Annotated in this window: 21 protein-coding genes and 1 pseudogene; 12 read left to right on the top strand and 10 right to left on the bottom strand. The window is 42.0% G+C overall.

All coding sequences use genetic code 11. The features are described from left to right. The first annotated feature begins 45 nt into the window (after window positions 1-45). The 3 genes from BGO42_RS02545 to BGO42_RS02535 are packed head-to-tail and all read left to right on the top strand — an operon-like array spanning window position 46 to window position 3504. Window positions 46-912 carry an EamA family transporter gene (locus BGO42_RS02545; protein ID WP_273245765.1) on the top strand — a complete coding sequence of 289 codons (867 nt, stop codon included), beginning with the start codon at window positions 46-48 and terminating at the stop codon, window positions 910-912. Window positions 913-972: 60 nt separating this feature from the next. Beyond that, window positions 973-2895, top strand: coding sequence for a DUF294 nucleotidyltransferase-like domain-containing protein (locus BGO42_RS02540; RefSeq protein ID WP_273245763.1), 1923 nt, complete (start codon window positions 973-975; stop codon window positions 2893-2895). Window positions 2896-2898: 3 nt separating this feature from the next. Next, the gene (locus BGO42_RS02535) at window positions 2899-3504 is read left to right on the top strand and encodes a 3'-5' exonuclease (RefSeq protein ID WP_177734461.1); all 606 of its coding nucleotides are present in this window, start codon (window positions 2899-2901) and stop codon (window positions 3502-3504) included. A 63-nt stretch (window positions 3505-3567) separates the two neighbouring features. Here BGO42_RS02535 and BGO42_RS02530 read toward each other — a convergent pair whose 3' ends face one another. The 10 genes from BGO42_RS02530 to BGO42_RS02485 all read right to left on the bottom strand — a co-directional run bounded on the left by BGO42_RS02530 (window position 3568) and on the right by BGO42_RS02485 (window position 15141). Next, window positions 3568-4110 (bottom strand): hypothetical protein, encoded by a 543-nt coding sequence (locus tag BGO42_RS02530; protein ID WP_273245761.1) that lies wholly within the window; start codon window positions 4108-4110, stop codon window positions 3568-3570. A 190-nt stretch (window positions 4111-4300) separates the two neighbouring features. After that, complete coding sequence (gene acs, locus BGO42_RS02525; RefSeq protein ID WP_273245759.1) at window positions 4301-6208, bottom strand: acetate--CoA ligase; 1908 nt, start codon at window positions 6206-6208, stop codon at window positions 4301-4303. Window positions 6209-6219: 11 nt separating this feature from the next. Further along, on the bottom strand, window positions 6220-8130 hold the full coding sequence (locus BGO42_RS02520) for an acetate--CoA ligase (RefSeq protein WP_177734464.1): 1911 nt from the start codon (window positions 8128-8130) through the stop codon (window positions 6220-6222). A gap of 13 nt (window positions 8131-8143) precedes the next feature. Continuing rightward, complete coding sequence (locus BGO42_RS02515; RefSeq protein WP_273245757.1) at window positions 8144-8509, bottom strand: response regulator transcription factor; 366 nt, start codon at window positions 8507-8509, stop codon at window positions 8144-8146. 1 nt (window position 8510) lies between these two features. Then, window positions 8511-11210, bottom strand: coding sequence for an ATP-binding protein (locus tag BGO42_RS02510; protein WP_273245755.1), 2700 nt, complete (start codon window positions 11208-11210; stop codon window positions 8511-8513). Then, window positions 11203-11397: a hypothetical protein gene (locus BGO42_RS02505; protein WP_177734467.1), complete on the bottom strand. Its 195-nt coding sequence runs from the start codon at window positions 11395-11397 to the stop codon at window positions 11203-11205. Before BGO42_RS02505 ends, BGO42_RS02510 begins: the two co-directional genes overlap by 8 nt. A gap of 80 nt (window positions 11398-11477) precedes the next feature. Then, window positions 11478-11702 (bottom strand): DUF6814 family protein, encoded by a 225-nt coding sequence (locus BGO42_RS02500; RefSeq protein ID WP_177734468.1) that lies wholly within the window; start codon window positions 11700-11702, stop codon window positions 11478-11480. A gap of 10 nt (window positions 11703-11712) precedes the next feature. After that, complete coding sequence (locus BGO42_RS02495; RefSeq protein WP_273245753.1) at window positions 11713-13248, bottom strand: MFS transporter; 1536 nt, start codon at window positions 13246-13248, stop codon at window positions 11713-11715. A gap of 20 nt (window positions 13249-13268) precedes the next feature. Next, window positions 13269-14618 (bottom strand): porin, encoded by a 1350-nt coding sequence (locus BGO42_RS02490; RefSeq protein WP_177734470.1) that lies wholly within the window; start codon window positions 14616-14618, stop codon window positions 13269-13271. A gap of 103 nt (window positions 14619-14721) precedes the next feature. Then, window positions 14722-15141 (bottom strand): IS1/IS1595 family N-terminal zinc-binding domain-containing protein, encoded by a 420-nt coding sequence (locus tag BGO42_RS02485; protein WP_177734471.1) that lies wholly within the window; start codon window positions 15139-15141, stop codon window positions 14722-14724. A 176-nt stretch (window positions 15142-15317) separates the two neighbouring features. Between BGO42_RS02485 and BGO42_RS02480 the strand changes: the two genes are divergently transcribed. The 9 genes and pseudogenes from BGO42_RS02480 (at window position 15318) to BGO42_RS02440 (ending at window position 25322) form a co-directional block, all read left to right on the top strand. Beyond that, on the top strand, window positions 15318-15929 hold the full coding sequence (locus BGO42_RS02480) for a hypothetical protein (RefSeq protein WP_273245750.1): 612 nt from the start codon (window positions 15318-15320) through the stop codon (window positions 15927-15929). A 214-nt stretch (window positions 15930-16143) separates the two neighbouring features. Continuing rightward, window positions 16144-16749 (top strand): flavin reductase family protein, encoded by a 606-nt coding sequence (locus tag BGO42_RS02475; protein WP_273245748.1) that lies wholly within the window; start codon window positions 16144-16146, stop codon window positions 16747-16749. A gap of 3 nt (window positions 16750-16752) precedes the next feature. Further along, a complete protein-coding gene (locus BGO42_RS02470; protein WP_273245747.1) occupies window positions 16753-19053 on the top strand; it encodes an oxidoreductase in 2301 nt (766 codons plus the stop codon). A 62-nt stretch (window positions 19054-19115) separates the two neighbouring features. Then, a pseudogene (locus tag BGO42_RS02465) lies at window positions 19116-19468 on the top strand (four helix bundle protein). Between the two features lie 20 nt (window positions 19469-19488). Beyond that, entirely contained in the window at window positions 19489-21090 is a 1602-nt protein-coding gene (locus BGO42_RS02460; RefSeq protein ID WP_273245745.1) for an AMP-binding protein, read from the top strand. A 7-nt stretch (window positions 21091-21097) separates the two neighbouring features. Then, a complete protein-coding gene (locus BGO42_RS02455) occupies window positions 21098-22681 on the top strand; it encodes an FMN-binding glutamate synthase family protein (RefSeq protein WP_273245743.1) in 1584 nt (527 codons plus the stop codon). An 18-nt stretch (window positions 22682-22699) separates the two neighbouring features. Then, window positions 22700-23131: an acyl-CoA thioesterase gene (locus BGO42_RS02450; RefSeq protein WP_273245742.1), complete on the top strand. Its 432-nt coding sequence runs from the start codon at window positions 22700-22702 to the stop codon at window positions 23129-23131. A gap of 101 nt (window positions 23132-23232) precedes the next feature. Beyond that, on the top strand, window positions 23233-24213 hold the full coding sequence (locus BGO42_RS02445; RefSeq protein ID WP_177734478.1) for a carbon-nitrogen hydrolase family protein: 981 nt from the start codon (window positions 23233-23235) through the stop codon (window positions 24211-24213). A 2-nt stretch (window positions 24214-24215) separates the two neighbouring features. Continuing rightward, window positions 24216-25322, top strand: a complete 1107-nt coding sequence (locus tag BGO42_RS02440; protein WP_177734479.1) for a cupin domain-containing protein — start codon at window positions 24216-24218, stop codon at window positions 25320-25322. Window positions 25323-25346: the final 24 nt, after the last annotated feature.

Genomic DNA, 25346 nt, shown 5'->3' with positions numbered 1-25346 from the left:
TTATCGTTTACCTTTACAGGACTTTTCAAATAACAAAAATTCAAAATGCATTTCCTATTATTTAGTGTACTCTGTAGCGTTTCTGTTGGTATTTTATTCAAAATAGCCAAACGGTATTCCGTTTCTTTTCAGCAGGTAATCAACTGGAATTATGTTATTGCCATTACGTTGTGTTACCTGTTTTACCAACCTGAGATCAGCGCTGTAAATGCAAATGCACCATGGCCGGTTTATACTATTCTCGCCATCCTGCTGCCTACCATATTTCTGGTTCTCGCAGCCTCAGTGCGCCATATTGGTATTGTTAAAACCGATATTGCCCAGCGTTTTTCTCTTTTTATTCCGATCCTGATCGCCTATTTTGTTTTTAAGGAAGCCATAAGCCCGTTAAAATTCTGCGGACTGTTTATCGGTTTTACCGCCATATTCCTGACGTTATACAAAAAGGAAAGCCGGCAGGACAACCAAAATAACTGGCTGTACCCGGCAATTGTTTTACTCGGATTTGGTACAATTGATGTTTTTTTCAAACAAATCGCTTCCTATAAAGAGATTCCGTATACAACTTCTTTATTTGTTGTTTTTTGTGGTGCTTTAGTCGTTTCTACCGCCATAACACTGTATAAAACAGTCATTAAAAAGGAACGGTTAAACCGTTTGAGTCTGTTGTTTGGCGTACTTTTAGGACTGCTTAACTTCGGGAATATCCTGTTTTATCTGAAAGCACACAAAGCCTTAGCCGATAACCCTTCAACCGTGTTTGCCACGATGAACTTTGGTGTGATCCTTTTGGGCAGCCTTGTCGGCATTATCGTCTTTAAGGAAAAAATCAGCCGTACCAATTATATCGGAATCATTTTGGCACTAATTGCCATTATTGTGATTACTTTTTCACAGTTGTATACTTTTTAAGTGAATTTTCTGTTTTGAAATTGTTTTAATTTTAGTATTTTTAGGAATTAAATCCCTGTTATGAAAAACCCAATTGCAGAGCGCATAGCCGATTTTTTAAAGCATTATCCTCCTTTTATCAGCCTTTCCTATCAGGAACTGGTGGATATTTCACAAACTATCAGTGTGATCTATTTAGAAAAGAATCAGGTATTGTTTAAAGTTGGCGACGCGACCCATCAGAATTTTTATGTGGTGGCAAACGGTGCGATTGGTCTTTCGGTAATTTCCGATGCCGAGGAATTCCTGATTGATAAATGTGATGAGGGCGATATTTTGGGACTGCGTCCGTTTTTTGCCAAAAACAATTACCTGATGACGGCAAAAGCCCGTGAAGAGAGTATTATTTATGCGATTCCGATTGCCGTATTTCAGCCGTATGTGGCTAAAAATGCCAACGTTCTAAGCTTCCTGCTGGAAAGTTTCGCTTCCAATACCCGGAATCCTTATGACAAAGACCACCGCGGGAAATTAATCTCGGAGAATATTATTTTTGATGAACAAAGTGCCGCGGATATCCAGTATTTCCAGCCGGTTAAATATACTAAAAACCCCATTACAGCCAGTTCCAGCGATATTATCAAACACATTGCACAAACAATGTCCAACAGCAGGATTGGCAGTGTTATTATTCACGATAACCAGTTACCCATCGGGATTATCACCGATAAGGACCTGCGCTCCAAAATTGCAACCGGGGCTTTCCCTATCGACACGGCAGCCGATAAGATCATGTCTTCTCCGGTAATTACCGTTCCGGAAAACATTTCAATTGCCGAAGCACAAATGATGATGCTCAAACACAATGTCGGGCATTTGTGTGTAACCAGGGACGGAACCGAGAAAAGTGCTGTTTCCGGAATTATAACAGAACACGATATCGTAGCGGCACAAGCCAGTAATCCGGGAATCCTTTTAAAATTAACCCGTCGTGCCACACGCTCCAAAGAGCTGAAAACGATACGGGAAAAACTGACTGACCTGATTCAGAATTCTATCGATAAAAATATCCCGATTTCGCACATCACCAATGTGGCGGCAGAAATCAATATTGCCATTACCAAAAGAGCCATCGATCTGGCTATTGAAAAAATGGAAACACCGCCTCCTACCCGATTTGCCTGGTTTAACCTGGGCAGCCAGGGCCGAAAAGAGCAATTGCTGTTAACGGATATCGACAACATTCTGGTATTTGAAGATGTTGAAGCAGAACGTTATGACGACGTAAAACAGTACTTTATGCAGCTGGCAGACAAGGTAATCGAAACACTTGAAAAAGTGGGTTACACACCTTGTCCGCAGGAGTTAATGGCTAATAATGAACTATGGTGTAAATCATTGACAGACTGGATAAAACAATACAATACCTGGATTAATACTCCAGGTGAAAAAGGAATTAATCTAAGTACTATTTTCTTTGATTACGACCTGATTTACGGGGATGTTTCTTTTGAAAATTCCCTGACGGAAAGCATTTTCAACAGTACCGATAACAACCAGCTGTTCTATGCTTTCTTAGGAACAAATGCCATAAAAAAACCGGCACCATTAGGCTTTTTCCGCCAGTTCCTGTTAGAACAGGATGAAGAACACAAAGATGCTTTCGATATTAAGAACCGTGCCATCATGCCATTGGTTGATGCTGCCCGTGTGCTGTGCATCAGCAGAAACATCAAAGGCATTACCAATACCTACCAGCGTTTTAAAAAACTGGCCGATTTAGAGCCGCAAAATGCCGATTTGTATCTGGAATGCGCCGAAGCTTTTAACACCCTGATCTGGTTCAGAACCGAAGAAGGCCTGCAGAATAGTTCCAACGGCAGTTACATTAACCTGCAGGAACTATCGAAAGTAGATAAAGTGAAGCTGAAAAATTGTTTTCAGCCGATAAATGACATACAGGATTTAATTAAAAATCGTTTTCAACTGACCTATTTTACATAGATTATGGTATTAGATTGGCTTACAGGTAAAGATATTCCCCAATTCTGGAAACAATACGCAGCTCATTTTGACAAAGAAGAACAAAACGGGACAAAGCGCTATGTTGTTTTCGATACAGAAACCACCGGACTGGACTGGAAAGATGATGTAATCCTTTCCATTGGTGCTATTGCTGTAATTGATAACGAAATTAAAGTTGGTGATTTTTTTGAAGTTTACCTGAAACAAGAGGTTTTTAATCCCGAAAACGCCATTCTTACCGGTATTTTAAAAGAAGGCAAAGAAGAGAAAATCATTGAAGCGGAAGCTATTATCCGTTTTCTGGATTTTATTAAAGACGCTACTTTAATCGGCCACAACATTAACTTTGATGTGGAAATGATCAATCAGGCATTAAAACGCCTGAATCTGGGAAAACTAAAAAATATGATCCTGGATGTGGATGTCATGTATCAGAAATTTAAAAACCTGCCGGAAGACAAACACCAGAGCCTGGATGAATTGTGTGATATTTTTAAAATCAAAAAGAGCGACCGTCACACCGCTTCGGGCGATGCCTATATTATTGCTTTACTGTTTTTAAAGCTAAAGAAAAAACTGAAATTATAGCGCAGGATTTCATTTAAAGGATAAAACCGGTAATGGTTTTGAACCGCTGCTATACGTTATTTTTCAGTCAAGGTTTTCGCTTATATCATCTAAATATTCCGAAACGGAAAGCTTCAAATCTTCTTCATTCAAATTTAATGACACCAGTAGTTGATCTATTTGAATTTCGTAATAGCTTCCATGTTCGATCACTTTAAAATATGACGGATTGTTTTTTATTGTTTCAAAAGCTTCTCCAACAATACTTTTTAAAACGTCTGGTACACTGTATTTCCTTTTAAACTTTTCTAACGCTCTGACAAATAACAATAAAGAACCTGTATTTATATCTTTAAATTCTTCATCCCAAATAGCATTGCGGCATTTTGAAATTTGACAATTCGATACAACAGAGAACAAATCAGCACCCCATTGATAATATTCATCAGGATCATTCTGACTGACCAGTTTCTCTAATACCGTAACGATTTCTTCCAGATAATCAATATCTAACCCGCTTAAACCCCTATTAGGATCTGTATTGCCGCTGTCGCTAAAGTACACGCTGACTTCACGTTTGTGATTTGGAAATTTATTGGCAATTACTATACCTTCTGTAAAGTTCATTTTTACTTTTTAATGGGATTAAAAGATGTATAAGAAACGCCCCGTCGGCTTTAATATGATGGAGCTTTTATGGCTGATATTCACAAATATACCAAAAAGTCAGAAAGAAAAAACTTCACTTCATAACATTGATAAACAAAAAACCACTTTCAAATTGAAAGTGGTTTTTTATTATATAGAAATGAATAAACTACAATTTCTCGTTTTTGATTTCCTCTACAATTTCCGGATTTAATAACGTGGAGATATCCCCAAAATTAGAAAAATCACCTTCGGCTATTTTACGTAGGATTCTACGCATGATCTTTCCGGAACGTGTTTTTGGTAATCCCGATACGAATTGTATCTTATCCAGTTTTGCAATCGGTCCGATATGACTCGCCACATGCTCGTTGATCTCCTTACGCAGATTGTCACGGTCACGGTATTCCCCGATCTCTTTCAGGATAATAAATCCGTAAAGGGCATTTCCTTTAATATCGTGCGGGAAGCCAACAATAGCCGATTCTGCTACCGCCGGATGTTCGTTGATTGCATCTTCAATTGGCGCTGTTCCTAAGTTATGCCCGGAAACAATCACCACATCATCTACCCTTCCGGTAATTCTGTAATAGCCTACTTCGTCCCGTAAAGCGCCATCGCCGGTAAAATATTTACCCGGGAAAGCCGAAAAGTAGGTATCCTTATAACGCTGGTGATCGCCCCAGATGGTTCTGGCAATGGACGGCCACGGAAACTTGACACACAAACTTCCCACAACCTGGTTTCCTTCAATCTCGTTGCGCCTTTCGTCCATTAAAACCGGCTGGATACCCGGTAACGGCAACGTGGCATACGTTGGTTTTGTTGGTGTTACAAAAGGTACCGGTGAAATCATGATTCCTCCCGTTTCTGTTTGCCACCAGGTATCTACAATAGGGCATTTTTTCTTGCCCACATGGTCGTTATACCAGTGCCATGCCTCTTCGTTAATAGGCTCACCTACCGAACCGATAACCTTTAAGCTGGATAAATCATGTTTATCAACCCATTCGGTACTTTCTTTGGCTAACGAACGGATCGCTGTTGGCGCCGTATAGAACTGGGTAACCTTATGTTTGTCGATAACATCCCAGAAACGTCCGAAATCCGGATAAGACGGAACCCCTTCAAAAATAACCGTTGTCGCCCCGTTTAATAACGGTCCGTATAAAATATAAGAGTGTCCGGTAATCCAGCCGATATCGGCCGTACACCAGTAAATATCGTTTTCTTCATAATTGAAGATATTTTTAAACGTATAGGCTGTATATACCATATAACCGGCAGTCGTGTGCAGCATTCCTTTCGGTTTCCCGGTAGAGCCGGAAGTATATAAAATAAACAACGGATCTTCCGCATCCATTATTTCCGCTACGTTGTTCGGAATCGCTTCGTCTAAAAGCGGCTGTAACCACAGGTCACGGCCTTCTTTCATTGTAACAGTTGTATTGGTTCTTTTCGCAACCAATACTTTGGTTACCGAAGGGCATTTTTCCAGGGCTTCATCTACAATGACTTTTAAGTCAATCGTTTTGTTTCCTCTGAAAGCACCATCGGAGGTGATAACCATTTTACATTCGCAGTCGATAATACGGGAAGCGATGGCAGAGGCTGAAAATCCGGCAAATACCACCGAGTGTATCGCTCCGATTCTGGCGCAGGCTAAAACGGCAACGGCAAGTTCCGGGATCATCGGCAGGTAAATACAAACCCTGTCCCCTTTTTTAATACCTTGTTCCCGTAAAACGTTAGCCATTTTGGCCACACGGTCGTACAACTCGTTATAGGTAATGTGTTCTGCTGCTTCTTTCGGATCGTTCGGTTCAAAAATAATCGCGGTTTTATTCCCTCTTTTTGCCAGATGGCGGTCAATACAGTTTTTTGTGATATTGACCTTTCCATTCACAAACCATTTAATATCGGCTTCCGCCATATCAAATTCCATTACTTTATCCCACAACTGGTACCAGGTAAAATTCTCTTCTGCTACTTTTCCCCAAAATTTACGCGGTTCACGAATAGACTTTTTATAGTGTTTAAAATATTCTTCGAGATTGTTTATTTTATAATAACTCATGACTAATTTGTTTATTCTTTTGCATCTTTTTTAAATATTCCTATTCCGTAGTTTTTAAAAGCGTCGGTCACTTCTCCGATAATGGCTTCATCATCAATTGTAGACGGAACCTGATATTGTTCTCCGTCAACAATACTGCGCAACAATTTTCTGAGGATTTTACCGGAACGCGTTTTGGGCAGTCGCTGGACCACGACTACATTTCGCAGGGAAGCTACCGCACCAATCTGCTCCCTTACCAGCTGTACTATTTCATATTCCAGCTGAAAGTGCTCAATATCATGTCCTGATTTTACCACCGCCATCGCTAACGGAACCTGCCCTTTTAAGGCATCGTTGATCCCGATTACCGCACATTCTGCTACTGAATCGTGTGCCGCTACAATTTCTTCCATTTCTGCGGTAGAAAGCCGGTGTCCGGCAACATTGATAACATCGTCAACACGCCCTGTTATGTAAATATAATCATCTTTGTCTTTATACCCGCCGTCGCCGGAAAAATAATAGCCCGGGAAACGGTTTAAATATCCGGCTTTAAAGCGCACTTCGTCTTCCCATAAACCCAGCATCATTCCCGGTGGCAAAGGTAGTTTTATTACCACATATCCTTCCTCATTTGCACCCAATTCTTTGCCGTTTTCATCAAAAATCCGGATATCATAACCCGAAACGGCTTTTCCGGCAGAACCGGGTCTGATCGGCAGGTATTCCACTCCCATCATATTGGCAATCATCGGCCAGCCGGACTCCGTTTGCCACCAGTGGTCAATTGTTGGAATCGGAATATGTTTCCGGTACCATTCCAGTGTGGCAACATCGCAGCGTTCTCCTGCCAGAAACTGGATACGCAGGCTGCTCAAATCGTATTTTTTTATAAATAATCCGTCCGGATCTTCTTTTTTAATCGCCCGGATTGCGGTGGGTGCTGTAAACATAACACTTACTTTATGTTCGGCTATCACACGCCAAAAGGTGCTCGCATCCGGAGTTTTGATCGGTTTCCCTTCAAAAATAACGGTCGTATTGCGGTTTAGCAACGGACCATACAGGATATAACTGTGTCCTACCGCCCAGCCCATATCGGAAGCTGCCCAGAAAACTTCGCCTTCATTAACGTTATAAATATAGCGCATTGAAAATTTAAGTACCGTGGCATAACCACCTGTATCCCTGACAATTCCTTTTGGTTTTCCGGTTGTTCCGGATGTATACAAAACATACAGCGGATGGCTGGACTCTAACGGTACACAAGGTACTTCTTCCGATCTGGCAACCAGATCGGCATAATCCACATCATACGTCTGGAACGGAATCCTGGCGCCCAACTTCCTGTTAAAAATAACTACTTTTTCCGGCTTGTGGTTTGCCATTTCAATAGCTTCATCCACTAATGGTTTATAGGCAATCAGCCGGTCAATTTCAATTCCTGATGAAGCCGTGATGATCGCTTTGGGTTTGGAATCGTCTATCCGGATAGCCAGCTCATGCGGGGCAAATCCGCCGAAAACCACCGAATGCGTAACCCCGATACGGGCACAGGCAAGCATGGCAAAAGCTACCTGCGGGATCATGGGCATATAAATCACCGCCGTATCGCCTTTGGTCAACCCCAACGAAACCAATCCGCCGGCTAACTTCGCTACTTCGGTTTTCACTTCATTAAACGTATATTTCCTGACATTTTGCGTTACCGGCGAGTCATAAATAAAAGCAACCTGCTCGCCGTGACCGTCCTGAATATGCTTGTCTATCGCAAGATAGCAGATATTCAGCTCGCCATCGGCAAACCAGCGCGCATAACCGTTTTCATCTTTGGAAAGTATCGCCTGCGGTTTGGAATACCATTCCAAAACATCGGCCTGCTCTTTCCAGAAATCTTCCGGAGCATTAATACTCCTGTTGTAGCATTCCTTGTAGTTCATAGTCAGTTTGTTTTTAACTGGTGAGCAGCTCATTAGCCTGTTCCACCAGTTTCTTAATCGAAAATGGTTTGGTCATATACAGATCGGCTCCCAGGGAAAGCCCTTTTTCTATATCCTTTTCTTTATTTTTAGCCGACAGGAAAATCACTTTGCAGTGCTGCAGGCGTTCGTCTTTTTTAATCTGCTCTAAAGTGGCAAATCCATCTACCATCGGCATCATCACATCGAGGATAATGATGTCCGGCAGCTGGATCTTTAAAATATCCAATGCTTCCTGTCCGTCACGGGCAATGAATACTTCATAATTATTTTTCTTAAACGTATATTCTAATGACATAACGATATTGGGTTCGTCATCTACAATTAAAATTTTCTTCATATTATTCCTTTTCCGTTGTATTATACCTTGGCAGCGTAAAATGAAACACGGTTCCGTCTTCCCTGTTCTCTGCCCATATTTTGCCTTTATGGTGTTCAATAATCTGTTTGCAGATCGCTAATCCTAATCCGCTTCCCACCGGTTTTTTGATATTCTGGTTGGTGGACTGGTAAAACTTGTCAAAAATAGCATCCAGATCTTCAGGGTTGATTCCCTTACCGTTATCTTTTATACTGGTTTGCACACTGTTTTCCGTTACGCTTAAAGTTATCGAAATATACCCGTTCTTTTCCGGACAGAACTTCACGGCATTCGAAATCAGGTTGTTGACTACCTGGATAATGCGTTCTTCCTCATAAAAAGCTTCCACTTCTTCTCTATCTTCAAACACGATGGTTATCGTCTTGTTGCGTATCAGTTGTTCTAACGGTTCCAAAGCCTTATCTATTGTACTGTTCAGACTGTTTTTTGTAGCGTGGATCCGCTGTTTTCCGGTTTCAAATTTTTCCAGATCCAGTATCTTGTTAATCAAACGATTTAACCGATCGGATTCCGAGATAATATTCTTTAAAAACTGTTTGCGCAATTCTTCCGGAATATCATCGTCGTGAAATAATATCTCGCTGGAGGCTTTTATTGCTGTAATCGGCGTACGCAGTTCGTGGGTAACGGTATCCAGGAACTCATCTTTCTGCAAGTCCTTTTCGATCAGCTGTTCATTGGCCTGCTGCAACTGGGCAGTAATCTGTTTTAACTCGTTAGATGTTTCGGTAAGCTTTTTATTGATAATGATATTTTCTTTGGATTCTTCCAGAATGTGCAACACTTCCTGAAGGGATATTTTTTCTTCTTTAACCACACTGGAAATCAGGATCCTTGCCGATGCCGTTCCGATGTGTCCGGTTAGCAGGTTTTCCGCAAACTTAACCAGCCTTGCATCGGCCAGTTTCTGGTTTTTATCCACATTGTATTTAAGGTTAAAAATATTCAATGCTCTTTTGGTGCGTTCTTCTCCTAAAAAGCGTTTTAAAACTTTTTCAATATCACTGGTATAGGCTGTTCCTTTCCATATAAAAGCATTTTCATGCATCGTAATATATTTGTCGATATCGATAAACATCTCGGCATAATTGCGTTCGCGGTAGTTTCCTTTAAAACTGACGGAAACGGCAAGATAAATAATTGTATTAAAGAACAAACTCCAGAACAGCGCATGCGGAATGGGCGTCAGATAATCCAGTCCAAACAACTGAAAGGGCTTTAAAAGGGAAATACCCAAAAATCCTTCGGTAATAAAGCTGTTATCGATATTCGTAATCCCGATGGAATACGGAATTAAAAGCGTGTACACGCACACTAAAAATCCGGCAATCATTCCGGAAACAGCCCCTAACAGGGAACCTCTCCGCCACATTAATGCTCCAAAAAAGGCCGGAGCCAGCTGTGCCATCACAACAAACGAAACCAGTCCGATGGAAAACAAATTGTAATCCAGTACGTAAAAGCGGTAAACCAGATACGAAACGATAATCAGTAAAAAAATACAAACCTTACGGATGTTTACGATACGCTTGCTGTTCTCGTCCTGAACTTCACTCTGTAAGGTTCCCAAAAAGCCATACGGAATGAGCAGGTTGTTGCTCAGCATGATCGACAATCCGATTGAAGCCACGACTATCATCGAGATTGAAGCTGAAAATCCGCCTAAAAACACCAACACCGTGATAACGGAATTATCAAAAAACTGCGGAATCAATAACGAATAGGTATCGGCATTTACGCTGTTTCCCGAAAACAGGATATTCCCGCCCCATGCAATGGGATATACAAAAACATTAAAAAGCAGCAAATACAGCGGAAACAGCCAGATGGCCGTTTTGATATGGCTTTCCCTGTTGTTTTCAACCACTGCCATCTGAAACTGACGCGGCAGCAGAAAAATGGCAAAAAGGGACAGTAAACACAGAAAAAACCAGTTTAAAGCCTGCGGAATACCGCCAATAGTGTTTTTTTCTTTAAATCCGGGCAACAGGCTTGCCTGTGCATAAATATCATCAAAACCGTCAAAAACAAAAAAGGTTACATATACACCAACCAGGATAAAAAAGAACAGTTTTAAAACCGATTCCATTGCAACGGCGGTAACGATTCCTTTTCTTTTTTCGGAGGCATCCACATAACGGGTACCGTAATAAGAGGCAAAAAGGGCTAAAGCGATAGCCACGTAGGTTGTGGTATCATTAAAAACATTGGAACTCAGTGATGTTTTGGTTACTATCGTAAAGGTTTCGGCTATGGCTTTTAGCTGTAACGAAATATACGGCAAAATACCGACCACACTGATAAAGGTAACCAACGCTCCTAAAAAACGGCTGTTCCCGTAACGCAGGGAAATAAAATCGGCAATACTGGAAATCTTGTTAACTCTTGAAATCCGGATGATCTTTCGCAGGATCAGAATCCATGCCGGAATGATAATCACCGGTCCCAGGTACACCGTAAGGTAACTCAGTCCCGATTTGGCCGCCACGCCAATGCTTCCGTAATAGGTCCACGCCGAGCAATATACCGCCAGCGAAAACGTATATACATAAGGGTTATTGGTCCATTTGCTATGGGCTTTTTTCTCTGCCCAATGGGCCACAAAAAACAGTATGGCCAGATAGAGCAATAAAATGATCAGCAATCCTAAACTATTCATAATACCGCTTAATCACTAATAATGAAACCAATACTGAAAACACCCATAAGGAAAAAAAGTAAAAATAGATAATCGGAATTCCTCCAATCGCTTCGGCTTTATCGAAAAGTAAAACCAAAGGCAGGTTAAAAGCTAATAAAAGCAATAAGGATAAAACGATTAACTTCTGTTCGTGGCGATTTTTCATTTTAATATACGAAACCAAATGACTCCGGCGCTTGCAAACAAGGAAACCGGAGTACAATTAGCAACTAGGTAGTTATATACTTATTCTTTACTGTCATATTCTCCTATCAGGGCATAATAGCCAAACGTTCCCAAACCTAAAACGATTAACGGCGTTAAGATGAATAAAATGATGATTCCAAACACCAAATCGTCTTGTTTTCCGGTTGTAAATTTAGGCAGACCGAATATAAAGATACAAAAATAGGCTGCGGCTAAAGCTAATAAAAGCCAGACAATTCCGAGAATTCTTTTTATTTTGTTCATGATACTGCTTTTAGTCGTTAATATTTTTATCTTTTCCGTTAATATAGAACACTCCAATCACAAAACTGATGGCTGCAATGATAATCGGATACCATAATCCTTCCAGGTAAAACTCGGCATTGCCGTTGTCTTTTGCCACAGTCACCAGATATGTGGAAATGGCTGGCAGCAAACCACCAAATATTCCGTTTCCAACGTGGTATGGCAGCGACATGGACGTATATCGGATTTTTACCGGGAACATTTCCACTAAAAAGGCTGCTATCGGTCCGTAAACCATCGTTACAAAAATCACCTGAACAAACACTAAGAAAATCAGTAGCCATTTGTCTGAAGCATTGATATGCACAGTGGTTTTAATATCCGATTTTGCTTTTCCGTCCACCATTACCGGTTTCCCGTCTTCTAAATGTACGGTTTTTATCTGTTCCCATTGGGTACCGTCTGAGAATTCTTTTGTTGTTGTGTACACGGAATCAATTGTCTGGTGGGCATTTTCCTTCGTGATGGCAACCAGTTTTGTTTTTTCAACGATCTCCGTTTTTAACGCCACGTCTGTTGTACTGTACATGGCCTTATATATGGGTCGGTATAAGAATATCGCCAGCAGCATTCCGGTCATCATAATGCTTTTTCTGCCAATCTTATCACTCAGCCAGCCGAAAACCACAAAGAAAGGAGTTCCCATCAGCAGGGCAATCCCGAGTAAAGTATCCACCTGCGTGGAATCGACACTCATTACCGTTTTCATAAAGTTCATCGCATAAAACTGCCCGGTATACCAGACAACTCCCTGCCCCATTGCCGCTCCGAATAAAGCCAGCAGGACAAATTTTAGATTGTAGCGGTTTCCGAAACTTTCTTTTAGCGGGTTTGTACTGGTTTTTCCTTCGGCTTTCGCTTTGGCAAAAACCGGTGATTCATGCATGTTCTTACGGATCAAATAGGATACCAGCACCATTAATATCGATACCCAGAACGGTACTCTCCATCCCCACTCGTCAAAAGCTTCCGAGGATAAGGAGGTTTTTGTTACCAGAATAACCATCAGGGAAACAAATAAACCTGCCGTTGCCGTTGTTTGAATCCAGGACGTCCAGTAACCTCTTTGTCCTATTGGTGCGTGTTCGGCCACATAGGTCGCCGCACCGCCATATTCTCCGCCTAATGCCAGTCCCTGTAAAAGTCTTAAAAGCAATACCAGTAAGGGCGCCATAAAGCCTATCGTTTCATAACTGGGAATACAGCCTATTAAAAAAGTGGCACCACCCATTAAAAGCAGGGTAACCATAAACGTATATTTTCTACCGATCAAATCGCCCAGACGTCCGAAAAATAAAGCTCCGAACGGACGAACCACGAATCCGGCCGCAAACGTTGCCAGTGTCGACAAAAATGCCGCAGTGGGATTGTCGGACGGGAAAAATTTGGTGGAAATAACTACTGCCAAACTTCCGAAAATATAGAAGTCATACCATTCGATAAGTGTTCCTACAGACGATGCTGTGATAACACTCCATATTCCTTTTGTTGATTTATTACTCATAAATGATTAGTCAAAGTTGTTTATAAATAGATTTGCAGTTGAATCAATAAATCCCCTTTCATGCCGTCAATATTGTCTTTTGCAATATAAACCGGGCGCGTGGAATACTGAGTGGTGATTTTAGCATGGTGTCCGTCCAGAAAGAAATTGGCACCGATATCAAACTGAGAGCTTGATTTTTCCAATGCATCAAACTTTTTATAGGTATAGGCACTAAAAGGCTGAATGCGAACCGTTGGTTTTTCGGCTTTACACGGCAGCAGGAAACCTGCCTGGGTATACCAGATCGTTCCGGAACCAATCATGGGCTGTGTATTACCGGCTCCTGCCAAAGCTCTGTCGCCTGTAAAACCAGGATCGGAAGCTCCTACATTCATAATCCCGATATTTCTCAGGTAATTGGGCCCGAAATCATAATCGTATAGCACGGAATATGCTGTTAAAGCCATCTTTTTGTCCTTTGCTCCCAATGGCATATCCAAAAAGGCATCGGCTGCAAATAATTTCATGTCATGTTTTGAAACAATACCGTTTACCGAGGTACGGGTCGCTTCCGGTGCCGTATAAAATCCGGCTCCCAAATTGAAAACTCTTTTGGTACCCAGGTAAGAACCTACTTTATAAGGAAGCAAATTCGATTCCTGATCTAAAAACTGGTATTCAAAATACCCGGCTTTCGACCATCGGGTATTTCCGCTGTTATCCACGGCAACGGCATTATCGGCGACCGCCACATCCACAGGAGCCGTACTGGTGGCAAAAGGTTTGTTGATGCTCATACGGTATTCCAGTTTTCCGTATTTCCCTTTGGCGAATATTCCCACCTGTCGGGCAAACTGATCGGCATTATCAATTAACGGCCAGTTAAAAATCGGGGCATCAATTGTCAGGAAATTCAGTGTGGAGGCCATCGTCATACGGGAAAGTCCCATATAGTAATGCAATCCGCCGCCTATCGATAAACTGAATTTCTTATCGGCTTCCGGCAATACAACTGCATATTCGTTCCAGGCATCGTGAAAAAACATACCCGGTTTTTTTGTAGAACCTGCCGGGCTGCTGAAGGTTTGATTGTTAATCCCGAAATGGGTCACAATCATGTATCTTTTTGAAATCTGTGCATACGCCAGCATTCGCAAACGTCTGTTGCCAATATCGGTATTCGTACTGGCCGGTTCATCACCAATCATTGTTCCCGGATTCATTTCGGAGGAACGAAACCAAATCTGATTCCATGCAATAAAGCGCATGTATTTGGATCCGTCTTCATTGAAATTTACTTTTAATCCTGAACCATAATCCGTGGAACCCTGAGAATAGCTTTCTACCGAGAGAAACAGTAAGCCGGCTAATAAAATGATCCGCTTCATAAGGTGTTAAAATTTGGTTGTTAATTTGTTTTTTGCTTTACCAAATTCTGAAAAGGAAACGGAAAAAAAATATTGCTGTATATATTTTTGTAAAGCAGTATAGCTAATCTTTAAAACGCTCCCATTTTATCAGCATAAATTTGTCCCCAAGCTCCGTAATGATCATTCCGGCTCCCGATAATTGCTCTTTGTTTTTAAGATATTCTATCAGTTCTATATGGTTAAAAATCTTGTAGGTAGGATGATAATCGGCGTGTGAAGGCTTTTTGATCTTAAATTCCTTTATCCAGTTGCTCACCGTTACATGGGAAACCCCGATAATCCGTTCAATTTCGCGGTAACTCAGCCCTTCCAGGTACAACTGCAATGCTTTTGTTACATAGTAATTATCGATCTTTTTACCCAGTTTATTAACGGTAAAGTAATATTGGCATTTTTTACACAAATACCGCTGACGCTGGTTGATCACACCGCTTTTAACGATCTTGTCGTTCTGGCATTTCGGGCAGGCTAAAATCTCCATGTATATAAATTTTGCATAAATATAGTATTTTAGCAACAATACATTCATCAATTTGCTATTTTTTTAAATAAAAAATTACACTTTACACATATTTAAAGCACTATATTTACGATTAAAACAGTAAATATGCTTTTTAAAAAATCACACCGTTTTAATCCATATATCCGGTCATGTATATGAAATCCTTGCTTTTGTCAGCTGCCGTCTTATCATTCATGCTGTTATCCTGTAAACATTCCCTGCCAAATCATCAGTCCGAAACAACTGCAAATCATTATGATTTTCCGGTTGATTCCGTAGAAAGGGCTTTTTTAGACGGGAAACTGTTTTACAGCAGTTTTATCCGCCTGCATCCGAAAGATTGTGCCTATATCTATATTGATGAAGAATATATCAATCAGCTCCATAACGAAACCACAAAACAGCTTTTTAATACTACCGAATACCTGACCGCAGAAAACAGGGAGGCTTATTATCAAAAAATGATGAGTGCCATACCAAAAGAGGACCACATCATTTTTGACAGGATCTGGAAATTAAAAGAAGTACGGGAACAAATATCCGGCGATGGCGGATTGCATACCCTGGCTACCTGGATGACACAAAAACCTACAGCTGACGATCCGTTTTACTATATAGAAGTCCGGCGACTGTACCTGGAACGATTTGGAATCTGTACGGGTATCGGTTTTGTAAAAGTGCATTTCCAAAGCCACAAGATATTTGTTGCCAATCGCGATGGCGAATACCTGCCGCTAAAGGAATGGCGAAAAATCAAGGACGACTAAACCGGTAATATATTCACAACCATCAGTCTTAAAAACACCTATAACCGGCATTCCGTTTAAAACAGGTTGAAACGCTCCGAAAACGCAATAAAATCACAAAAAATACACAATTCTTAAAAAATATAGAATAAAAATACATAGTGTATATTTTTATCATTTTAAAAATATTAATTGCAAAAAAAAACCTTTAATTTGCAATAAAACAAACAACACTATGCATCTTGATCCGTCTGTATTAGACCAATCGGCAATATACAAACTACTTACCGGCGCCGTGATTCCGCGCCCTATCGGCTGGATATCATCCGTGAATAATGAAGGCGTTTACAACCTGGCTCCTTTTTCTTTTTTCAATGCAGTTGGCGAAGATCCGCCGCATGTCATGTTTTCCACAGTGCGCCCCAACAACACCAATAAAGACACACTGAATAATGTACTGGAAACCAAACAATTTGTAGTCAATATGGTTACGGAAGATTTGGTTGAAAAAATGAACATGACCTCGATGAATATTCCTTCCGACCAAAGTGAATTTGAACTGGCCGGACTAACACCGATCCCTTCCTTAAAAGTAAAAGCACCACGGGTAAAAGAATGCCAGATCACTATGGAGTGCGAACTGGTACACCACTATACACTGGAAAACCACAAGCATGGCGGCGCAACAATTGTTATTGGCAAAGTGGTCATGTTTCATGTTGCAGAAGATGTATTACTCGACAATTATAAAATTAATATGGAAACCTACAAGCCCGTAGCGCGTTTGGCCGGTTCCAATTATTCAAAATTAGGAGAGATATTCTCCATTAAAAGAGCATAAACAATGAAGATTTCAGTTATTGGCGGTGGTCCCGGCGGTTTATATTTTTCCATTTTAACCAAAAAGGCGCAGCCCGATTGCCAGATAGACGTATACGAACGCAATAAGGCTGATGACAGCTTTGGCTTTGGAGTCGTTTTTTCAGATGAAACCCTGAGTGAATTCCTGACGAAAGATCCGGAATCCTATGAATTAATACGAAGCAAATTCGCTTACTGGGACGACCTGGATGTTGCCCGTGACAGTGAAGTTGTTCGCATTACCGGAAACGGATTTTGCGGCTGCTCCCGAAAAACACTTTTGGAACTATTACAGCAGCGCTGCCGCGAAGAAGGTGTTAACCTGCATTTTGAAACCAATATTGACGACCTGAGCCAACTGAGCGATAGCGACATCATTGTTGCTTCCGACGGTATCAACAGTGCGATCCGCGATCGGTTTGCTTCCGATTTCGGCACTAAAACCGAATTAAAAAAGAATCGCTTTGTCTGGATGGGCTCTACACGACCTCTGGACGCTTTTACATATTTTTTCAGAACAACACCATACGGAACTATTGTTGCCCATACCTATCAGTACCAGGAAGGTATGAGTACCTGGATTTTTGAATGCTCGGATGCCACCTGGCAAAAAGCCGGCTTTAGTGTAACTGATGAAAAAGATACGATACAAAAAATCGAATCCCTGTTTAAAGAAGAACTGCAGGGACACGGCCTGATCTCCAATCGTTCTCATTGGCGCCAGTTTCCGGCTATAACCAATGACAACTGGTACAAAGACAATATTGTTTTATTGGGTGATGCCAAAGCAACCGCCCACTACTCCATTGGTTCCGGAACCAAACTGGCTATGGAATGTGCCATTGCCCTGTCGGAAGCGGTGATCAGCAATCCCGGTAACGTAACAGCAGCTTTTCAGCAATATGAAAAAATGCGCAGAAACCGTGTTGAAATGATTCAATATGCTGCGAATGTTTCGCTGGACTGGTTTGAGCACATGGATCGCCATATCGAGCACGATTTTATGCAGTTTGCTTTTGGCGTGATGACGCGTTCCAAAAAAGTTACGTTTGAAAATATGGCATTGCGGGATACTACTTTTACACAAAAAGTACTTGCCGAATTTAACCATAAGAACAACAATACTGCCAATACACCTGCAGCATTTACACCTTTCCAACTACGGGAAATGGCATTAAAAAACCGGATTGTAATGAGCCCGATGGGACAATATTCGGCTGAAGACGGATTGGTTTCCGACTGGCATTTAATGCATTACGGTGCACGTGCTACCGGTGGTGTCGGCTTAATTTTAACCGAAATGACCGCCGTTTCCCAAACCGGACGCATTACTTTAGGTTGCGCCGGTATATATACTAAGGAACAAGTAGTTGCATGGAAAAAGGTAACAGATTTTACCCACCAAAATACCACTGCTAAAATAGGGATTCAGCTCGGACATTCCGGGCGAAAAGGTGCCACAAAAAAACCGTGGGAAGGCGCTACCGAATCGATTGAAAAACCATGGGAACTGCTTTCTGCCTCACCCCTTGCTTTTAACGACAAAACAGCCGTTCCGAAAGAAATGACAGCACAGGATATGGAACAGGTAATTACTGAATTTGTCCAGGCTGCAAAAAATGCGGATGAAGCCGGGTTTGACATGATCGAACTACAGGCACATCACGGATTCCTGTTAGCTTCTTTCCTGTCGCCTTTAACCAATATCCGTCAGGACGAATTTGGCGGCAGCATCGAAAACCGCCTGCGATTCCCGCTACAGGTTTTTGAAGCCATCCGTAAAGTATTCCCGGCTGCAAAACCAATGTCGGTTCGTATCTCTGCTTCCGACTGGGCTACAAACGGAATATCGGAAGACGATACAATCGCGATTGCTGAAGCCTTTAAAAATGCCGGAGCAGACATTATAAACGTTTCAACCGGAAATACTGTTTCCGGACAAAAACCACAGGTAGGCAGAATGTGGCAGACGCCTTTTTCGGACACGATCCGGAATACGGTTCACATCCCTACGATAACAACGGGTTATATCCAGGATATTGACCAGATCAACACCATATTGCTAAACGGCCGTGCCGATCTGGTAGCACTGGGAAGACCTTTACTGATCGATCCTAATTTCGTGCGGAATGCACAGGCTTACGAACAGTATCAAACTGACGATATCCCCAAACAATATCAGGCGGGTATCTCGCATTTGTATCCGTTGAAAAGCGCCGAAAGAAAAGCTGCCGAAGGCATGAAGAAAGCATTGAAACCGGAAAGCCATAAGAAGAATTCATAATTACGAATTATGAGTTACGCCTGAATAAAGACACTATAAGCCATCTAAACAAAATTAAGGAAATGAGAAAAGATAACATTGTGCAGTTAAAAAGCTATGCTTTTGCTGTTAGAATAATCAAAGTGTATCAATTCTTATGTAATGACAGGAAAGAATTTGTACTCAGCAAGCAATTGCTACTTCCGGCACCTCCATTGGTGCGAACATAGAAGAAGCAATCGGCAGGCAGTCGGGGAAAGATTTTTATGCCAAACGCTCTGTTTCTTATAAAGAAGCCAGAGAAACACATTATTGAATCAGACTTTTAAAAGATACTGATTATTTAACCAAAGAATTATCGAAGAGTTTGCCGGATGATGTAGAAGAACTATTACGAATAATAGGCTCCATTCAAAAAACACTCCGTAATTCTTAATTCCTAATTTGTAATTAATAATGAAACATTATAGTGATAATTTCGCTCATAACAATCTGCCGGCAGACAAACACCAGCCGGACTATATTTTCAATCATACGGATTTTGAATTTCCGGAAGATCTGAATTGTGCCGAGCAATTACTGGACATTCACATTCAAGAAAACCGCGGCCATCATATTGCGATACGCACCTTTGAAACCACCTGGACATTTCAGAATTTGTATGACAAGGCTAACCAGATTGCCAATGCACTTACTGACGACATGGATTTCGTTAGCGGCAACAGGGTTTTAATCCGTTCTGCCAACAATCCGATGTTTGTTGCCTGCTGGTTCGGCATCTTAAAAGCCGGTGGAATCGTAGTGGCCACTATGCCGCTTTTAAGAGAAAAAGAATTATCGGTAATGATCGAAAGTGCCGAAATCACGCACGTGTTTTGCGATTACCGCCTGAAAGAGGAAATGGATCTGGTTCGTTCTCCCTTTTTAAAGAAAGTGGTACACTATGACGGTTCCGAAAAAACCAATTGTGAACTTGAAGACATGCTTCAGCACAAATCCAAAACATTTACCAATTATAAAACCAAATCCGATTCTGTTTCATTGATTGGGTTTACTTCCGGTACAACCGGAAATCCTAAAATGACCGCACATTATCATCGCGACATTGTCCTGATTTGTGAAGCTTTCCCAAAATATTCCCTGCAGCCCAAACCGGAAGATATTTTTACCGGAAGCCCGCCATTAGGCTTTACTTTCGGATTAGGCGGATTGGTATTGTTTCCTTTCTATTATGGTGCTTCCACTTTTCTGATTGAAAAACCGTCACCGGAATTGCTCCTGGAAGCCATTCAGAAACACAAAATAACGGTTTGCTTTACTGCTCCTACCGCATGGCGTGTTTTGGCAACAAAAGTTAAAGAATATGATATTTCTTCGCTTCGCAAGTGTATTTCTGCAGGAGAAACATTACCTTTAAAGGTATGGGAAGATTGGTATGATGCCACCAGGTTAAAAATAATAGACGGAATCGGAGCTACCGAAATGCTGCATATTTTTATTTCGTCCAATGACGACAATATGAGAAAAGGCGCTACCGGTTTGCCTATTCACGGTTATGAAGCCAAAATAGTAGACAAAAAAGGAAACGATCTTGGGGTTAACGAACCGGGAAGATTAGCCGTTCGCGGAATTACCGGCTGCCGTTACCTGAACCGAACGGACAAACAAAAAGAATATGTACAAAACGGCTGGAACCTGACGGGTGACATCTTTAAAAAAGATGAAGACGGTTATTTCTGGTTTATCGCCCGCGGGGATGACATGATCATCTCTTCCGGCTATAATATTGCTGCCATTGAAGTAGAAAGCGTATTGCTCACTCATCCGGAAATTGCCGAATGTGCCGTTGTAGGATTACCGGATGAAGAACGCGGTATGCTGGTTTGCTCGTATATTGTTCTGAAAGACAAATCCAAAGCGGGCAACGATTTTGGAAAATCGATTCAGAACTGGTTTAAAGATGTGGCTGCCCCGTATAAATATCCGAGAGAAATTCGTTTTTTAGATAGTCTTCCCAAAACGGAAACAGGAAAAATTCAACGATATAAACTAAAATAGTAACAGGATGAGAAAAGCATTTGTAGTTTTCAGTATAACCATTTTATCCATAACAGCGATTTTAATCTATGTGAATTGGAAATTCAGTTTTCTGCTATTAATATTCCTTCCGTTAATAGCGATGGGACTACATGACATGTACCAGTCCAAACAGAGTATCAAACGAAATTTCCCTTTACTGGGAAGAATGCGTTACCTGCTGGAATCGATCGGACCGGAAATGCGCCAGTATTTTATCGAAACCGACACGGCCGGAAAACCTTTTAACCGTTTGCAGCGCAGCCTGGTGTACCAGCGCAGTAAAAAAGAAACGGATTCCATGCCGTTCGGAACGCAGTTAAACGTTTACGAACCCGGCTACAAATGGATCAACCACAGTATTAAAGCCATTCCTTTTTCGGAAGTGGATCCCGATCCGAAAATCAAGATCGGCTCCTCACAATGTGAAAAACCGTATATGGCCAGCTTATTCAACATCAGTGCGATGAGCTACGGTTCCCTAAGTAAAAATGCTATCCTGGCTTTAAATTCCGGTGCTAAGCAAGGTGGTTTTTACCACAATACCGGCGAAGGCGGACTTTCACCTTATCACCTTCAAAACGGCGGCGATATTGTCTGGAACATCGGAACCGGATATTTCAGCTGCCGCGATAAAGAAGGCAAATTCTCGTATGAAGAATTCTCCAAAAGAGCCATTCTGGACAATGTAAAAATGATCGAGATCAAATTTTCACAGGGAGCCAAACCGGGACATGGCGGAATTTTACCGAAACAAAAGGTAACCGATGAAATTGCAGCCATTCGTCTGGTCGAAAAAGGGAACGATATTATTTCCCCGCCAAGACATTCCGCTTTTTCGACACCACTGGAATTGATGGACTTTATCAAAATCCTGCGCAAAGGCTCCGGAGGAAAACCGATCGGGATGAAAATCTGTATTGGTAACAAATCGGAATTCTTAGCCATTTGCAAAGCAATGGTACAAACCCGGACCTATTTTGACTTTATCACTGTCGATGGCGGCGAAGGCGGAACCGGGGCGGCGCCTCAGGAATATTCCGATCATGTGGGTATGCCGTTACGGGAAGCTTTAGCCTTTGTATATGACTGTTTAAACGGTTTTGGCATTAAGGATGAGATCAAGATCATTGCCAGCGGAAAAGTAATTACCGGATTCGACATTATCAAATGCCTGTCGATTGGTGCAGATGTCTGCAATTCGGCACGCGGAATGATGTTTGCTTTGGGCTGTATTCAGGCATTGGAATGCCATGCCAATACCTGTCCGACCGGTGTTGCCACACAGGATCCCAAACTGGTAAAAGGACTGGTTCCGGAAGAAAAAAGCGTGCGTGTTGCCCGTTTTCAGCATGAAACCGTTAAAAGTGCCATGGAACTGATGGCTTCTGCCGGACTGGAACATCCGGACGATGTTGACCGGACTGTTATCAGTGCCCGCGTGAGCGGAACAAAAATAGAAACCTATTATGAAATGTATCCGGAAATCGAGCGTGGTTGTTTGTTAAACGAAACAACCGTTCCTAAAGAATTTGCCTTCTTTTGGAAAAAAGCCGTTGCGGAAAGTTTCTAAATTAATTATTACAATACCATGAACCAATATTTTATAAAAACTGAAAAAGTCCGCTTCCAGCATGTTGATTATGCCGGAATCGTATTTTATCCCCGCTTTCTGGAAATGCTGAACTGCCTGGTTGAAGACTGGTTTGAAGAAGCACTGGAACGTCCGTTTTCCAAAATGCACGAAACAAACGGCATCCCAACGGTAGATTTAAAAGTACAATTCAAAAAAGCGGCCCGTTTGGGAGAAACCCTGACCAAAAAATTATGGGTAAAACACCTGGGCGGTGCTTCCCTGTTGTGCGGATTTCAGTTTGAGGATGAAAAGGGAACAATATGCCTGGAAGGCGAAGTAACGCTTGTTAATGTTGCTTTTACCGAAAACCGGAACAATATCAAAGCCGAAGCTTTTTCTGAAGACATGAAGCATAAAATTAATAAGTATTTATTGGTAACGCTATAAGATCCGGTTGTTGTTCACATCCCAAATGGTATATCATACATCATATATCAAACATCCCAAATCATATATCATACCTCAAAAATCATATATCAAAAATTACAATGGATTTTTCAAAATTTAAAGCCGCCACCGTCCAGACAGCTCCGGTTTTTCTAAACGTGGAGAAAACGGTTGACAAGGCCATCGGTATAATTGCAGAAGCCGCCGCAAACGGCGCACAGCTCATCGCCTTTCCGGAGGTTTTTATTGCCGGTTATCCGTACTGGAACTGGATCATGACACCGGTTCAGGGAAGCAAATGGTATGAAGTGTTATACCGCAATGCTGTAGCGGTGGATGATCCGGAAATGAAACGGATTTACCAGGCTGCCAAAACGCATAACATCCATATTGTTATGGGTATTAACGAGCGCGGTACCAGCTATGGCGAAATTTACAACACCAATCTGATCATTGACAATCAGGGAAACTGCATTGGCAAACACCGGAAATTAGTCCCTACCTGGGCAGAAAAACTAACATGGACTTCCGGCGACGGTTCGTCCCTTAAAGTATATCCCACCGAAATTGGCCCTATCGGAACGCTGGCCTGTGGTGAAAACACCAATACGCTGGCACGGTTTACGCTGCTGGCACAAGGCGAACTGATTCACATTGCCAATTATATTTCCCTTCCGGTAGCTCCGCCGGATTACAATATGGCGGAAGCTATTAAAATCCGGGCAGCGGCACATTCTTTTGAAGGCAAACTGTTTACCATTGTTTCCTGCTCTACAATTTCACAGGAAATTATGGATGCACTAAAAGAAGATGTCCCGAATGTGGAAGAATTACTAACCCGAAAAAACTCGGCTTTCTCCGGGTTTATAGGACCAAACGGAGCCGTGATCGGCGAACCGCTAATTGATGAGGAAGGTATCGTATATGCCGATATTGATCTGGCAAAATGCATACAGCCCAAACAGATGCATGACATTTTAGGGCATTACAACCGATTCGATATTTTCGATTTGCGCGTAAACACGGCGCCAACCCGAAAAATAACTTTTATTAACAGTCACGAAGCATTTAATAAGGAATAATTATGAATGATCCATTTAATGATGATGTTATTGGCAGAGCCCGGGTAAAAGATACTCCGGAACTGGAAGCCTACTATAAAGAACTGGAAACATTAGGTGCCGGTGCCTTGTGGACCGTTGCCAACGATATTGAGCCCTGGGAACCGCGGACTTCTTCGGTTCCGATGCTGTGGAAATATGAAAACTTACGCGAACTGGTACTAAAATCATCCGAACTGGTTACACCGGAACAAGCCGGCCGCCGTGTGGTTTATCTGGTAAATGACAAACGAAAAGACGTAAGTGCCGCCGTAGGCTGGCTATACACTGGTATTCAGGTTACCCGACCGGGCGAAAGTACTTCGGCTCACCGCCATAAGGCTTCTGCCCTGCGCTTTATCATGGAAGGTTCCGGCGGTTACACCGTAGTGGACGGGAATAAGATCATGCTGGAAGTTAATGACTTTGTGATCACTCCCAATTCCAGCTGGCACGAACACGGCGTTGAAGCCGATGGCAAAACCTGTATCTGGCAGGATGGTTTGGATATTCCGCTGGTCAATGCCCTGGAAGCTAATGATTATGCCGTTCATGAAGGTAAACAGCCTCTGGAAGCGCCTTTAAACCATTTGCCGTTAACTTATAGCGGCGCCGGGTTAATCCCTGCCGACAGGGTTTGGGATAAGCCGTACTCTCCATTGTTTAAATATTCCTGGAAAACTGTTTATCCTGCTTTATTGGAAGCGGCAAAAGTAAACGAAGGCTCTCCTTATGACGGCATCATCATGGATTACTCCAATCCGCTAACCGGCGGACCGGTTATGCAGACCATGGGTGCTTCGATGCAGTTACTGCGTGCCGGTGAACACACCAAAGCCCACAGGCATACTGGTTCGTTCGTATACCAGTGTGCCAAAGGAAAAGGCTATTCCATCATTGGCGGAAAACGCTATGACTGGAAAGAGCGCGATATTTTCTGCGTACCGTCATGGGTATATCACGAGCATGTAAACCTTTCCGAAACAGAAGACGCCTGTCTTTTCTCGTTTAACGATTTACCGGTTATCAAATCGCTGGGATTGTATCAGGAACAGGCATATACGGAAAACAACGGCTTTCAAACCATTTAATTACACGAAGAATCAAAATACACA

The organism is Flavobacterium sp. 40-81 (assembly GCF_001898245.1).
Classification (GTDB): domain Bacteria; phylum Bacteroidota; class Bacteroidia; order Flavobacteriales; family Flavobacteriaceae; genus Flavobacterium; species Flavobacterium inviolabile.
The sequence above is the reverse complement of the archived record's forward strand: the minus strand, read 5'-3'. Positions and strand labels throughout refer to the sequence as shown.

Coding starts and splice junctions, on each gene's coding strand:
- BGO42_RS02545 (WP_273245765.1), top strand. CDS start 46: ATGCATTTCCTATTATTTAGTGTACTCTGTAGCGTTTCTGTTGGTATT.
- BGO42_RS02540 (WP_273245763.1), top strand. CDS start 973: ATGAAAAACCCAATTGCAGAGCGCATAGCCGATTTTTTAAAGCATTAT.
- BGO42_RS02535 (WP_177734461.1), top strand. CDS start 2,899: ATGGTATTAGATTGGCTTACAGGTAAAGATATTCCCCAATTCTGGAAA.
- BGO42_RS02530 (WP_273245761.1), bottom strand. CDS start 4,110: ATGAACTTTACAGAAGGTATAGTAATTGCCAATAAATTTCCAAATCAC.
- acs (WP_273245759.1), bottom strand. CDS start 6,208: ATGAGTTATTATAAAATAAACAATCTCGAAGAATATTTTAAACACTAT.
- BGO42_RS02520 (WP_177734464.1), bottom strand. CDS start 8,130: ATGAACTACAAGGAATGCTACAACAGGAGTATTAATGCTCCGGAAGAT.
- BGO42_RS02515 (WP_273245757.1), bottom strand. CDS start 8,509: ATGAAGAAAATTTTAATTGTAGATGACGAACCCAATATCGTTATGTCA.
- BGO42_RS02510 (WP_273245755.1), bottom strand. CDS start 11,210: ATGAATAGTTTAGGATTGCTGATCATTTTATTGCTCTATCTGGCCATA.
- BGO42_RS02505 (WP_177734467.1), bottom strand. CDS start 11,397: ATGAAAAATCGCCACGAACAGAAGTTAATCGTTTTATCCTTATTGCTT.
- BGO42_RS02500 (WP_177734468.1), bottom strand. CDS start 11,702: ATGAACAAAATAAAAAGAATTCTCGGAATTGTCTGGCTTTTATTAGCT.
- BGO42_RS02495 (WP_273245753.1), bottom strand. CDS start 13,248: ATGAGTAATAAATCAACAAAAGGAATATGGAGTGTTATCACAGCATCG.
- BGO42_RS02490 (WP_177734470.1), bottom strand. CDS start 14,618: ATGAAGCGGATCATTTTATTAGCCGGCTTACTGTTTCTCTCGGTAGAA.
- BGO42_RS02485 (WP_177734471.1), bottom strand. CDS start 15,141: ATGGAGATTTTAGCCTGCCCGAAATGCCAGAACGACAAGATCGTTAAA.
- BGO42_RS02480 (WP_273245750.1), top strand. CDS start 15,318: ATGAAATCCTTGCTTTTGTCAGCTGCCGTCTTATCATTCATGCTGTTA.
- BGO42_RS02475 (WP_273245748.1), top strand. CDS start 16,144: ATGCATCTTGATCCGTCTGTATTAGACCAATCGGCAATATACAAACTA.
- BGO42_RS02470 (WP_273245747.1), top strand. CDS start 16,753: ATGAAGATTTCAGTTATTGGCGGTGGTCCCGGCGGTTTATATTTTTCC.
- BGO42_RS02460 (WP_273245745.1), top strand. CDS start 19,489: ATGAAACATTATAGTGATAATTTCGCTCATAACAATCTGCCGGCAGAC.
- BGO42_RS02455 (WP_273245743.1), top strand. CDS start 21,098: ATGAGAAAAGCATTTGTAGTTTTCAGTATAACCATTTTATCCATAACA.
- BGO42_RS02450 (WP_273245742.1), top strand. CDS start 22,700: ATGAACCAATATTTTATAAAAACTGAAAAAGTCCGCTTCCAGCATGTT.
- BGO42_RS02445 (WP_177734478.1), top strand. CDS start 23,233: ATGGATTTTTCAAAATTTAAAGCCGCCACCGTCCAGACAGCTCCGGTT.
- BGO42_RS02440 (WP_177734479.1), top strand. CDS start 24,216: ATGAATGATCCATTTAATGATGATGTTATTGGCAGAGCCCGGGTAAAA.